The sequence below is a fragment of the Azospirillum sp. TSH64 genome (assembly GCF_003116035.1).
Taxonomy (GTDB): Bacteria; Pseudomonadota; Alphaproteobacteria; order Azospirillales; family Azospirillaceae; genus Azospirillum.
Genome location: NZ_LGQW01000015.1, coordinates 387723 through 400604, shown reverse-complemented (window position 1 = coordinate 400604; position 12882 = coordinate 387723). Strand labels below are relative to the sequence as shown.

Below are 12882 nucleotides of genomic sequence, written 5' to 3'. Positions count from 1 at the left end.
TTGCCCGACCGAACGAGCTTTCCGATGACCGATCCGTTCCGCTCCACCACCACCCGCCGCGCCTTCCTCGCCCGCTCGCTGATCGGCGCCGGGGCCGCCGGCCTCGTCGCGGGCTTCGATCCGCTGGCGGGAACTTTCCCGGCTGCCGATGCCGCCAGCCAGACCACGGCCGGTCGCAACACCGATACCATCCGGCTAACCTGGGGCTTCTCCGGTCTGGCCTTCATAGCCAAGGAGCGGGGAGAGCTGGAGAAGACGCTGGCGAAGGACGGCATCAAGGTCGAATGGATCGGCCCCTTTCCCAACCATGCGCCGACCTTGCAGGCGGTGACCGGCGGCACCGCCGATTTCAGCTTCGGCGGCAGCACCACCCCGGCGCTGGCGGCCATCATCGCCGGCTCGCCGCTGGTCTTCAGCCTGTTCCTGAACTACACCCCGCGCACCACCGCGATCATCGCCAAGGACGGCTCCGGCATCGACAGGGTGGCCGATCTGGTCGGCAAGTCGATCGCGGTCAACCGGTCCGGCCTCGGCGAGTTCCTGCTGGTGGCGGCGCTGGAGAAGCACGGCGTCGACCGCTCGAAGGTCAATTTCGTCTATCTCAACCCACCCGACGCCGCCCCGGCGCTGGCATCGGGGAAGGTGGACGCCTGGTCGATGTGGAGCCCCGGCGTCGACATCGCCCGGCTGGAATACAAGGCGCACGACATCTTCCAGGAGGAACGCGACCTCGATTTCCAGATCGATTTCACCAGCTACCTGACCCGCCGCCGCTTCGCGCAGGAGAACCCGGACCTGATCCGCGCCCTGAACGCGGCCTTCACCGCCGAAGCGGCCTGGGCGTCAGCCAACACGGTGGAGGCGGAGACCATCGTCCAGGCCAAGGCCGGTTATCGCGACGAGATCCGCGACGGCTACATCGCGCTGAAGCGGCAGTACCGCCTCTATCCGGTCAGCGACACCGCCTTCGTCGGCGATCTCCAGAAGGCGGCCGACTGGCTGGTCGCCCGCCGCATCCTGCCGGAGCCGGTCAGGGTCGCCGACCATCTGGCGGCGCTGTGATGAGCGCCGGGGACAGCTTCACCGCGACGCATTGGGGTGTTTACCGGCCGCGGGTGGCGGACGGCAGGCTGACCGCGCTGGACCCGGCCCCGTGGGACGGGGCGCCGTCGGCCATCGGCCGGTCGGTGGTCGACGGGATCGACGCCCCCGCCCGCATCCGCCGCCCGGCGGTGCGCGAAGGCTTCCTGCGCCATGGTCCGGCATCGCGTGACGGGCGCGGACGCGACCCGTTCGTAGAGGTTTCGTGGGACGAGGCGCTCGACCTCGCCGCGCGCGAGCTGGACCGGGTGCGGCGGGACCATGGCAACGCCGCCATCTTCGGTGGCTCCTATGGCTGGGCCAGCGCCGGCCGCTTTCACCATGCCCAGAGCCAGTTGCACCGCTTCCTCAACTGCATCGGCGGCTACACGGCGCACAGCGACACCTACAGCCTGGGCGCCGGGCGGGTGCTGATGCCGCGCATCCTGGCGTCGATGGACGACCTGATGCTGTCCCACACCGCCTGGACCAGCCTGGAAAAGCATTGCGAGCTGTTCGTCGCCTTCGGCGGCCTGCCGGCCCGCAACGCGCAGGTCGGATCGGGCGGGGCCAGCGACCATCTGGTCAAGCCGGCGTTGGACCGGTTGGCGGCGACCGGCGTGCGCTTCGTCAATGTCAGCCCGGTGCGCCACGACCTCGACGACGTGCCGGGGGCGGAGTGGATCGCCATCCGGCCCGGCACCGACACCGCCTTCATGCTGGGCCTCGCCCACACGCTGGTGGCGGAAGGGCTGGCGGACGGCGATTTCCTCGCCCGCTGCACCGTCGGCTATGACGATTTCTACCGCTATCTGACCGGCGAGGCCGATGGCGTCGCCAAGGACGCCGGCTGGGCCGCCGCCATCGCCGGCGTGCCGGCTGAGACCATCGTGACGCTGGCCCGCCGTATGGCCGGCAGCCGGACCATGATGAACCTCGCATGGTCGCTGCAACGGGCCGTGCACGGCGAACAGCCATTCTGGATGGGGGTGACGCTGGCGGCGATGCTGGGTCAGATCGGCACGCCCGGCGGCGGGCTGGGGGTCGGCTATTCGGTGATGAACACTATGGGGTCGGGCCGGCGCCGGGTGACCGGGCCGCGGCTGCCGCAGGGGCGCAACCCGGTGGACACCGCCATCCCGGTCGCCCGCATCGCCGACATGCTGCTGAACCCCGGCGCCTCCTACCGCTACAACGGGCAGACACGGCGCTATCCCGACATCCGGCTGGTCCATTGGGCCGGCGGCAACGTCTTCCACCACCATCAGGACATCAACAGGCTGGTCCGGTCATGGCGGCGGCCGGAGACAATCATCGTCCAGGACCCATTTTGGACCGCCCAGGCGAAATTCGCCGATATCGTGCTGCCGGCGACCACGGCGCTGGAGCGCGACGACATCGGCGGCGCCACCGGCGACCGCTTCCTGGTGTGGATGGCCCGCGCCCTCGATCCGGTCGGCGAGGCGCGCGACGACCATGCTATCCTCGCCGGGCTCGCCCGCCGGCTGGGGGTCGAGGCCGAGTTCACCGGCGGGCTGACGACGGAGGAATGGCTGGAACGGCTCTATGAGGAATGCCGCTTCAACGCCTCGGTGCCGCTGCCGGATTTCCGCAGCTTCCTGGCGGCCGGGCTAGCCGAGATCCCCCTGGTCGAGCCGGAGAAGGTCCTGCTGCAAGCCTTCCGCGCCGACCCGGACGGATCGCCGCTGCCCACCCCGTCGGGCCGGATCGAGATCGGCTCCGCCACCATCGCCGGTTTCGGCCTGCCCGACTGCCCCGGCCATCCGGTGTGGCGCGACCCGGCGGAGCATCCGGGATTGGCGGGCGACGGCGGTCCGCTGCACCTGCTGTCCTGCCAGCCGGCGACCCGCCTGCACAGCCAGTATGACCATGGCGCGGTCAGCCGGGAGAGCAAGATCGCCGGGCGGGAACCGATCCGCATCCATCCCGCCGACGCGGCGGCGCGCGGCATCGGCGACGGCGAGGTGGTGCGGGTGTTCAACCGGCGCGGCGCCTTCCTGGCCGGTGCGGTGCTGACCGACGGCATCCGGCCCGGCGTGCTGCAGATCGCCACCGGCGCCTGGTACGATCCGGTCGATCCCGCCACCGACGGCAGCCTCGACGCCCACGGCAATCCCAACATGGTGACGCCCGACACCGGCACCTCGGCCCTTGCCCAGGGCTGTTCGGCCCAGAGCGCCCTGGTGGAGGTCGAGCGCTTCACCGGCCCGCTGCCGCCGATCCGCGCCTTCCAGCCGCCGCGCTTCGTCGGCCGGCCATAAGATACACCCTCACGACGCCGCCAGAGCCTCCGCCACCGCCAGCGCATGCGGGACGATCTCCGATGCGCCGACCACCTCGCCCAGGCTGCCACGGGTCGCCGGGCCGACGACGAACAGGGTGGATACCGGCCGGCCACCGGCGTCCAGCGCCCGGTGCCGCCCGTCGACCTCCACCCCCATGCCGAGCGGATCGGGCCGGATCAGCCCCTGGCCGGCGAGGGTGGTCAGCACCGGATTGCGCCTGAACGAGGCGCCATGGCCGGCGCCGGTGCAGTTCACCAGCGCATCGTACGTGCGCCCGACCAGGGTTTCGCCGCCGCGCGGGCGATGTACGACCCACAGAGCGCCAGCTCCATCGCCGCCGCCCGACGGATGATCGTCGGCACTCGCCGCGACCAGCCGGCCGGCCAGCAGCGTGAGACGCCCGTCCGCCTGCGTGGATGCCACCAGCCGGGCGACCTGCGGGGCAGCCTGGAAGCGGTGGGCGTCCCACCAGGGCCGCAGATGGCGCTGGAACCGCCGCCGCTCGTCGATGGAAAGGGCCGCCCACAGGGCAGCGTTCTGAAGACGCAGGCTTTCGAGCACGTCGGTCCAGGGCCGCCCCTGCCTGCCGGCGTCAGCGACGGCGGCTCGCACCCGGCGCAGCAGGTCCCGGACCCTGACAGATTGATCGGCGGCAGGCGGATCGGCGGCGAAATCGGTCCAGGACTCGGCATGACCGACAGGGCGGGACCGCGGCACCAGCCCGTGGCGGGACAGCGCGGTCAGCGGCCCGCGATGGCCGCGGCCGATCAGCGTCGACACCGCGTCCGCCATGGTCAGGCCGGTACCGACGATCAGCACCCGGTCGGTCCGGCCGATGGGATCGAGTGCGCCCGGCGCCCTTGGATCGGCGACGACCCGCCGGTGCCCGGCCAGCCCGGCGAGCACGCCCGGCAGCTCGGGCCTCGGGTTTCCGGTGCACAGCACCAGCGCATCGGCCTCCAGCACCCTGCCGCCGGCAAGCTCCACGACGAACCCGGTTCCCTGTGCCGATTCGAGCCGGCGGGCGGCGACGGCACGGTCGCGCCGGTGTGTCACCCGCACCGGCCCGGCCGCGGCGAACAGCGCGCGCAGCCTCTCGTCGAGATAACGCCCGAACACCGACCGCGCCGGATAATGCAGCCCGTCCGCCCAGCCGGCCGGATCGGCCTCCAGCACGCCGCGCTCCAGGCACCAGCGATGGAAATCCTCCTCCCCGCCCTCCGCCGCCGTTCTGCCGGTCACCGACGCCATGCGGACGGAGGGAACATTCACCCGGTGGCGCGGGTCGCCGCCCGCGGCATAGGTCAGCCCGGCCCCAAACGACGGCCGCGGATCCACAAGCTCCACCTCGGCGGAGAAGCCGCCCGCGGCACCGGCGCGCACCAGCCCGGCCGCGACGCCGCTGCCCGACACGCCGGCACCGACGATGACGATCCGCAACGGCCGCGGCACGGTCACAGCCCCTCGCGATGGACGATCCGTCCGCCGACCAGCGTCAGGCGGCAGCGCAGATCGCGCAGGCGGTCCGGGTCGATGGCAGTGGGATCCTCCGACAGCACCGCGAGGTCGGCGGCGAAGCCGGGACGCAGCGGCCCTTTCCATCCCTCGTCGAAGGTCAGGGCGGCGCCGGCCACGGTGAACAGCCGCAGCGCCGTTTCGGCATCCAGCCGCTGATCGGGTCCGATGACCCGGCCGCTGGTGCGTTCCAGCCGGTTGCAGACCGACCACAGGGTGAAAAAGGGATCGTGCGGGATGTTGTCGGTGGCGATGGCGGTCGGAATGCCAAGCCGCAGCAGATGGGCGTGCGGCACCACCAGATCGCCGCCATCAGGCTCGTCCAGATAGGCAGCTCCGCCCTTCCACAGGAAATAGGTCGGGATCGTCGTCACCAGCACGTCCAGCCGCTTCAGCGCCTCCAGGTCGGCCAGCCGGGCGCGGCCGATATGCTCGATCACCCAGCGGCGGCCGGACAGCGGATGGCGTTCGTTGACCGCCTCCAGCACCGGCACCACCTCGTGCAGCCTGTCGCTGACGATGGTGTGCAGGCGCAGATCGTGCTCGGCGGCCAGGAAACAGGCCTCGCGGAAGTCGGCCGGGGTCAGCGCCTGCTCGACGAAGCCGGACCAGCCGGTGTCCGGCAGATTGTCGCGGGCGCAGCAGGCGACCGCCGGGTCGCCGCCATAGGCGATGTGGACGCCCGACAGCCTCAGCCAGGGATCGCCCAGCCCGGCGCCGCGGGCATGGGCCAGCCAGTCGCGCATGGCGCGGCGCGCCTCGGCGATGTCGGCCCAGCTCGGGCTGACCACCAGCCCGACCCGCACCGTCAGCTCCCCCAGCTCCCACAGGCGGCGGTAGACCGAGATGGTCTGCGGCGCGGAGCCGTGCCCCTCGTAGATGCTGGTGGTGCCCTGGGCGTTGTAGAGCCGCTGGGACAGCCGCACGCCTTCCAGCCGTTCGGCGAAGCCGAAGCGGGGAACCGCCGGCAGCAGGTCGAACTCGACGGTCGGGCGGCTGTTGTGCTCGACGATCACGCCGGTCGGCTCGCCGCGGGAATCCTTCAGGATCTCCACGCCGGCGCAGGTCGGCACGGTCGCCGCGGTGATGCCGTTCAGCGCCAGAGCCCGGCTGTTCAGCGCGCTGTGCCCCGGCGGCTTGCCCCAGTTGCCGAACAGGCCGGGGATGTAGACGGGATGATCCGGTGCTGCGCGGTCCAGCTCGTGCCGGTCCGGCGGCCTTCCCTCGGCCAGCGTCGCCGCGCCGTCGAAGAAGAAGGGCGGCGTGCCGATCGGCATGGTGACGATCCACTGGCCGGGCGGCGTCTCCGCCGCCACCGCCCGCACCCGTTCCAGAATGTCGCCGACGCTGCGCGCACCGGCCAGCGAGGGGCGCAGGCGCTTCAGCCCCTCGCGCTCCATATGGGCGTGGGCGTCGTTGAAGCCGGGGATCAGCGTCGCGCCGCCCAGGTCGATGGCCTCGGTGGCGGCGGTGGCGAGCGCCGTCACCTCCTCCCCGCCGACCGCGAGGATGCGGTCGCCGGCCAGCGCCACCGCGCTGGCGCGCGGCCGGGCCGGATCGAAGGTGAGGATGTTGGCGTTGCGCAGGATCAGGGTGGGGGAAGAACTCGGTCCGCTCATGCGGCGATCCTCACGAGGCGGTGGTGTACCAGGGGAACAGGCGGCGGATCAGCGCCACGAACAGGCGGTCGGCGATGAAGCCGAAGGTGCCGAGCAGCACCAGCCCGATCAGCATGATGTCGACCCGGAACATCTGGTGGCCGGTGGACATCATGTAGGCCACCCCCTCCCGCGCGCCGGACAGCTCGGCGGCGACCAGCAGGATCAGCGAGACGGCGATGCCCTGGCGCAAGCCCGCCAGGATCATCGGCAGGGCCGCCGGCAGCACGACCAGAAGCAGCGTCGCCAGCCGCCCGGCGCCGAGGCAGGCGGCGGAGCGCAGATAGGCCGCCGGCACGTCGCGCACGCCGATGAAGGTGGTGATCCAGATCGGGAAGAAGCTGCCCCAGGCGACCAGCGCCACCTTCGACCCTTCGCCGATGCCGAACCACAGGACCGACAGCGGCACCAGCGCGATGGAGGGGACGGAGCGGAAGCCGTGCAGGATCGGCTCGCTGACATGGTGCAGCAGGCCGATGCGCGCGGTCAGCAGCCCGGCCGTCACGCCGGTCGCCGTCGCGATGGCAAAGCCCAGCGCCGCCCGGCGCAGGCTGGCCAGGATGTTGGCTGCGATCTCGCCGGACAGCAGCATCGGGACGAAGCTGTCGAACACCGCCGACGGCGGCGGCAGCAGCACCGGATTGACCCAGGTCCCCAGCCGCGGCACCGCCTCCCAGACCGCCAGGAACAGCAGGATGCCCGCCACGTTCAGCAGGGCGCGCAGCCAGGCCGCCCGCCGCAGGCCGCGGCGATGGGCGCGGCGGAACTCTTCGGCGAAGGCGGCGCTGTCGGATCGCGCATCCGCCGCCGGGCGCCGGGGGGTGGAGAGGCCGGTGCCGGCCGCATCGTCCGTCGTCGCCGTCACGCCGCCCTCCGTTCACCGTCGCTCTGCTCGGCTCCCCGGCTGCCGCGGGCGAGCGCCGCGGCGATGCGGGCATATTCCCGGCCGAACTCCGCCGAGCCGCGGTCGCGCGGATAGGGCAGATCGACCGCCAGATCCTCGCGGATCACGCCCGGCCCGACCCCCATCACCACGACGCGCTGGGCGAGGAACACCGCCTCGTCGATGTTGTGGGTGACGAACAGCACCGACACCCCGGTCTCCCGCCACAACCGCAGCAGATCCTCCTGCAAGGTGTTGCGGGTCATGGCGTCGACGGCGGCGAAGGGCTCGTCCATCAGCACCACCTCCGGCTCCACCACCAGGGCGCGGGCGACGGCGACGCGCTGGCGCATGCCGCCGGACAGCTCGTGCGGATAGCGGTCGGCGGCATGGCGCAGCCCGACCCGGTCGAGCGCCTCCAGCGCCCGGCGGCGCCGCACGGGGGCGGAGACCCGCTGCATGCGCAGGCCGAACTCGACGTTCTGCCGCGCGGTCATCCACGCGAACAGCGCATATTCCTGGAACACCACGCCGCGGTCCGGCCCCGGCCCGTCCAGCGGCCGGCCACGGAAGCGCACGGCGCCGGACGTCGGCTTGAGGAAGCCGGCCAGCAGATGGATCAGCGTGGACTTGCCGCAGCCGGACGGACCGATCAGGCAGACGAACTCGCCGGCCTCCACCCGCAGCGACACGTCGCTGAGCGCCCAGACCGGCGAGCCGTCGCGCGCCGCATAGATCTGCGACACGCGGTCGAAATCGATCAGCGGCCCGCCCGTGATCCCGCTCGTGACCCCGCTCATGACAGGGTGACCCGGTCGGGTGCGACCGCCTTCAGCGGGCTATCGACGATCAGGCCGCGGAACAGGGCCCGCAGGTCGCCCGCCGGACGCTTGGCGAGGCCGGCGGCGATGGCCCATTCCGCCTCAGCCACCAGATCGTCGACGAAACGGTCGTCGAAGGCGATCTTGAAGGTGAACTCGGAGGTCGCCTCCAGAATCTCCTTCGGCGGCGTGTGGATGCGGCGCGAGATCAGGTCGGCCCAGCCGCCGTCAGCCAGGATGCGGCGTTCCGCCCCCTGGAGCGCCCGGATGGCGCCGGCCACCAGCTCGGGCTTCTCCTTCACCACCTTCTCGGTGGTCAGCAGCAGCTGATGGCTCTGGAAGAATTTCTCCAGCCCGTCCTGGGTCATCACCGCGGTCTTGCCGCCGGACTGGCGCTCGGCCACCGCGGCGGACTGGCTGCTCCAGGCGAAGCCGTCGATGTCGCCGCGCACCAGGGCGGAGGTCATGTTGTTCGGGGTGAGGTCGACCACCTCGACGTCGCCCGGCGCCAGCCCGGCGAATTCCAGATATTTCGCCAGCATATATTGCCCGGAGGTGCCGACGCGGGTGGCGATCCTGCGCCCCTTCAGGCTGGCCGGCTTCGCCGGATCGATGCCGCCATCCTTGCGGACGACGATCTTCATGTCGCGCGAATAGCGGCTGTAATTCACCAGGATCAGCGGCCGCAGCCCCTGAAGCACCGCGAACACCACCGGCGTGTCGGTCGAGGCGGAGAAGTCGGCCGAGCCGGCGAGCAGCGCCTGCATCGAATCGCGCCCGCTCTCGAACTCCATGGTGTTCAGATCGAAGCCGGCCTCGGCCCAGGTGCCGGCGGCCTCGGCGACGAAGGGCACCGCCCAGGTGTAGCCGGTGCTGCCATAGGCCAGCGTCGCCTTGGCCGCGGCGGCCTGCGCGCGGCCGGCCCACAGCGGCCCGGCGGCCAGCGCGCCGACGGTAACGGCCGCACCGGTCAGCAGGCGGCGGCGGTTCAGGCGGATGCCGGAGGGGTCGAACACGGTCATGATCGAAAGGCTCCTGTCGGATGCGGCCGGGCGCTCAATGCGGCGCCAGCAGCCGGAAGGTCTGGTCGGCGGAACGGTTCTCGCGATGGGCGGCAGTCCAGCCGATGGCGCGGCGGTAGCTGCCGAACAGGCCGGCGGCGGCGACCGCGTCCTCGGCGATCCCCGTCACCGTTTCGGCATCGGGAGCGACATAGAGGGCGTCGTCCGGGCAGTGGGCTTCGCACAGGAAGCAGGTCTGGCAATCGGACTGCCGGGCGATGACGGGGGCGGTCCCGTCGGCCCGGCCGCTGCCGGCCGGCTGGAAAACGTCCATCGGGCAGACGGAGACGCAGATGTTGCAGCCGGTGCAGCGGGCCGGGCTGATCAGCTCGATCATGCCGCCAACTCCCGGCCGGCCTCGGTCGGATCCAGGCGAACCGGATCCAGGCGAACCGGCGCAGGGCGGGTCGAGACATGCACCTCGTCCAGGCCGCCGACCGTCAGCAGATGGTGCTGGGCCGGGTCGAGGGCCGCATGGTCGATCCGGCGATGCATGCCGCGCGATTCCGTGCGGGCCAGCGCCGAACGGTACATCCAGCGGGCGGTCGCCAGCATCGCCGCCGCTTCCCGCACGCGCAGGATGGTGTCGGCGGAGGCCGGCATCGCCCCGGCGGCATCGGTCCACAGCCGGTCCAGCCGGCCGAGCGAGCCGGTCAGCCCCTCTTCCGTGCGGAAATAGTTGATGTCGTAGGGGAACACCTCGGCCTGCACGGCACGGGTCAAACCTCCGGCATCGATCACCCCGCCATGTCCGCCCCGCAGCCTGTCCTGCAATCCGGCACCGCCGGCCCGGCGCAGGGTGCGGGTTCCATTTCCCAAAGCACGGGCATGATCGGCCGCCCCGAGCCCTGCCCAATGACCGCTCGACATCGCCCAGGCGGCGTTGTGGCTGCCGCCGCCGGTGAAGCCGCCGCAGATCGGTTCGCGCGTCGCGGCATCGCCGGCGGCGAACAGTCCGGGGACGGCGGTGGCGCAGGTCCCGTCCACCAGCCGCAGGCCGCCGGTGCCGCGCACCGTGCCCTCTAGCCGCAAGGTCACCGGGAAGCGCTGGGTGAAGGGGTCGATGCCGGCGCGGTCGAAGGGCAGGAAGAAGTTCGGCTGGGCCTGGCGCATCGCCGCCCACAGCTCCGGTTCTGCCCGGTCGAGCCGGGCATAGACCGGCTCGGTCGCCAGCACCCGCGCGATGACGGACCGGCCGCCCTTGGAAGCCGCCCCCGGAATGGGCTCGCCGTCGGCACGGGTGAAGCTGGCCCACTGGTAGAGCAGCGTCTTGGTCACCGAGCCGAAGGCCGGGGCGATGGCATAGGCGTTGGAGAACTCCATCCCTGACAGGTCGGCCCCGGCTTCCGCCGCCATCAGCAGGCCGTCGCCGGTCAGCACGTTGCAGCCCAGCGCCTTGCTGAGGAAGGCGCAGCCGCCGGTGGCGATGACCACCGCCTTCGCCCGCACGGTCCAGCGCCCGCCCTTCTGCCGCTGCACGCCGACGGCACCAGCCACGGCGCCGCCGCCGTCGACCAGCAGCTCCAGCGCCGGGCAATGGTCGAGGATCGTCACGCCCGCCTGTTTCACCCGGCGGCGCATCAGCCGCATATATTCCGGCCCCTGCACCGACACGCGGCGCTCACGCCCGTCCGCGTCGCGTGGAAAGGGATAGCCCCAGTCGGCGAGCTGGCCGACCGCCGCATGGGTGCGGTCGAGCACCCGGTCCATCCAGCCATGGTCGGCCAGATGGCCGCCCAGCCCCTCGCGCGATGCCTTGGCCGCCGCGCGCTTGGCCGGATCGGGATCGACATACCACAGCGTGGTCCCCGACGCCGCGGTGGCGCCGGACGTGCCGCAGAAGCCCTTGTCGGCCAGAATGGTGCGGGCACCGCCGGTTGCAGCGGCGATGGCGGCCCAGGTACCGGCGGGACCGCCCCCCAGTATCAGGACGTCGGTCTCAAGGTCGAGGGATGCGGCGGATGAACTGACAGGAGCGCCGGGCACGGTGGCCATCGGAAAGAACCCTCCGGGGCTGTCGATCATGTGGATTGAGCGAAGCGGCGATTCCGGAACAGCTTTCTATTACCGCTTTGAATCGCTCTTTCTTTCTAAAATCATACTTACACAGTAGAGATACTGCGCATACCAAAATATGCACATCTGTTAAAAAATTCGGCCGGCACATCCCGCCGAGGGGATGGTGCCGGCCGCACAGTGAGGAACCGGGCCGCGAGCGTCCGCTACCGCCTGATGCTGGGCGATGGGCAGCGGGTGTTACGCCTCCGCCAGCGCCTGCTCCAGGTCGGCGATGATGTCGTCGGGATGCTCGATGCCGACCGACAGGCGGACATAGCCGGGGGTGACGCCGGTGGCGATCTGGTCTTCCGGCGACAGCTGGGAATGGGTGGTGGTGGCCGGATGGATCGCCAGCGACCGGGCGTCGCCGATGTTGGCGACGTGGTAGAACAGCTTCAGCGCGTCGATGAAGCGCCGCCCCGCCTCCGCCCCGCCGGCCAACTCGAAGCCGACCAGCCCGCCATAGCCGCCCTTCAGGTAGGTGTCGGCGCGCCGCCGTGCCTCGCCCTCCTGCAAACCGGGGAAGATCACCGACGTGACCTTGGCATGCGTCTTGAGGTAGTTCGCGACGATGCCGGCGTTCGCGTTGTGCTGGCGGATGCGCAGCGGCAGCGTCTCCAGCCCTTGGATCAGCTGGAAGGCCGATTGCGGGCTAAGCGCGGCGCCGATGTCGCGCAGCAGGGTGACGCGGGCGCGCAGCGCATAGGCGATGGGGCCGAGAGGTTTGGCCGCCTCCGTCCAGATCGCGCCATGATAGCTGGGGTCGGGCTGGGTCAGCAGCGGGAAGCGGGCGGCATGCGCCTCCCACGGGAAGGTGCCGCCGTCGATCAGCACGCCGCCGATGGTGGTGCCGTGGCCGCCGATGTATTTGGTCGCCGAATAGATCGTCACCGCCGCGCCATGGTCGAAGGGCCGCACGGTCAGCGGGGCCGCGGTGTTGTCGACGATCAGCGGCACGCCCAGCTCCAGGCCGATGTCGGCGACCTCGCGGATCGGGAAGACGTTCAGCTTCGGGTTCGGCAGCGTCTCCGCATAATAGGCGCGGGTGCGCTCGTCGGTGGCGCGGCGGAAATTCTCTGGGTCGGCCGGATCGACGAAGCGCGCCTCGATGCCGATCTGCTTCAGCGTGTTGGCGAACAGGTTCCAGGTTCCGCCATAGAGGTCGGTGGAGGTGACGATGTTGTCGCCGGCCTGCGCCAGGTTCAGCACCGAATAGAAGGACGCCGCCTGTCCGGACGCGACCGCCACCGCCGCCGCACCGCCTTCCAGCACGGCGAGCCGCTGTTCCAGCACCTCGACCGTCGGGTTGGTGACGCGGGTGTAGATGTGGCCCAGTTCCTGAAGCGCGAAGAGGCGCTCGGCATGGGCGGTGTCCTGGAACTGGTAGGAGGTCGTCTGGTGGATCGGCACGGCGACGGAACCGGTGACTGGATCGGCTCGGAAGGCGCCGCCATGGACGGCCAGGGTTTCAAAGTGCGGCTTGCGGTCGGTCATCGGGCG

The 12882-nt window shown here is 71.2% G+C and carries 10 protein-coding genes; 2 read left to right on the top strand and 8 right to left on the bottom strand.

Annotation, left to right across the window (positions count from 1 at the left end):
* Positions 1 to 24 precede the first annotated feature (24 nt).
* Positions 25 to 1062 carry an NrtA/SsuA/CpmA family ABC transporter substrate-binding protein gene (locus TSH64_RS03315; protein WP_109095545.1) on the top strand — a complete coding sequence of 346 codons (1038 nt, stop codon included), beginning with the start codon at positions 25 to 27 and terminating at the stop codon, positions 1060 to 1062.
* Positions 1062 to 3362, top strand: coding sequence for a molybdopterin-dependent oxidoreductase (locus tag TSH64_RS03310; RefSeq protein ID WP_109095544.1), 2301 nt, complete (start codon positions 1062 to 1064; stop codon positions 3360 to 3362). The genes TSH64_RS03315 and TSH64_RS03310 overlap by 1 nt, the downstream gene beginning before the upstream one ends.
* Positions 3363 to 3371: 9 nt before the next feature.
* Here TSH64_RS03310 and TSH64_RS03305 read toward each other — a convergent pair whose 3' ends face one another.
* The 8 genes from TSH64_RS03305 to TSH64_RS03270 all read right to left on the bottom strand — a co-directional run bounded on the left by TSH64_RS03305 (position 3372) and on the right by TSH64_RS03270 (position 12876).
* Complete coding sequence (locus TSH64_RS03305; RefSeq protein WP_158285333.1) at positions 3372 to 4838, bottom strand: FAD/NAD(P)-binding protein; 1467 nt, start codon at positions 4836 to 4838, stop codon at positions 3372 to 3374.
* 2 nt (positions 4839 to 4840) lie between these two features.
* Complete coding sequence (locus tag TSH64_RS03300; protein WP_199237423.1) at positions 4841 to 6520, bottom strand: amidohydrolase; 1680 nt, start codon at positions 6518 to 6520, stop codon at positions 4841 to 4843.
* A 10-nt stretch (positions 6521 to 6530) separates the two neighbouring features.
* Positions 6531 to 7424, bottom strand: a complete 894-nt coding sequence (locus TSH64_RS03295) for an ABC transporter permease (protein ID WP_109095542.1) — start codon at positions 7422 to 7424, stop codon at positions 6531 to 6533.
* Positions 7421 to 8242 carry an ABC transporter ATP-binding protein gene (locus tag TSH64_RS03290; RefSeq protein ID WP_109095541.1) on the bottom strand — a complete coding sequence of 274 codons (822 nt, stop codon included), beginning with the start codon at positions 8240 to 8242 and terminating at the stop codon, positions 7421 to 7423. The genes TSH64_RS03295 and TSH64_RS03290 overlap by 4 nt, the downstream gene beginning before the upstream one ends.
* The gene (locus TSH64_RS03285; protein ID WP_109095540.1) at positions 8239 to 9285 is read right to left on the bottom strand and encodes an NrtA/SsuA/CpmA family ABC transporter substrate-binding protein; all 1047 of its coding nucleotides are present in this window, start codon (positions 9283 to 9285) and stop codon (positions 8239 to 8241) included. The genes TSH64_RS03290 and TSH64_RS03285 overlap by 4 nt, the downstream gene beginning before the upstream one ends.
* Positions 9286 to 9319: 34 nt before the next feature.
* Complete coding sequence (locus tag TSH64_RS03280; RefSeq protein WP_109095539.1) at positions 9320 to 9661, bottom strand: ferredoxin family protein; 342 nt, start codon at positions 9659 to 9661, stop codon at positions 9320 to 9322.
* Entirely contained in the window at positions 9658 to 11319 is a 1662-nt protein-coding gene (locus TSH64_RS03275) for an FAD-binding protein (protein ID WP_109452214.1), read from the bottom strand. The genes TSH64_RS03280 and TSH64_RS03275 overlap by 4 nt, the downstream gene beginning before the upstream one ends.
* Positions 11320 to 11580: 261 nt before the next feature.
* Positions 11581 to 12876: a PLP-dependent transferase gene (locus TSH64_RS03270; protein WP_085557577.1), complete on the bottom strand. Its 1296-nt coding sequence runs from the start codon at positions 12874 to 12876 to the stop codon at positions 11581 to 11583.
* Between the last annotated feature and the right edge of the window lie 6 nt (positions 12877 to 12882).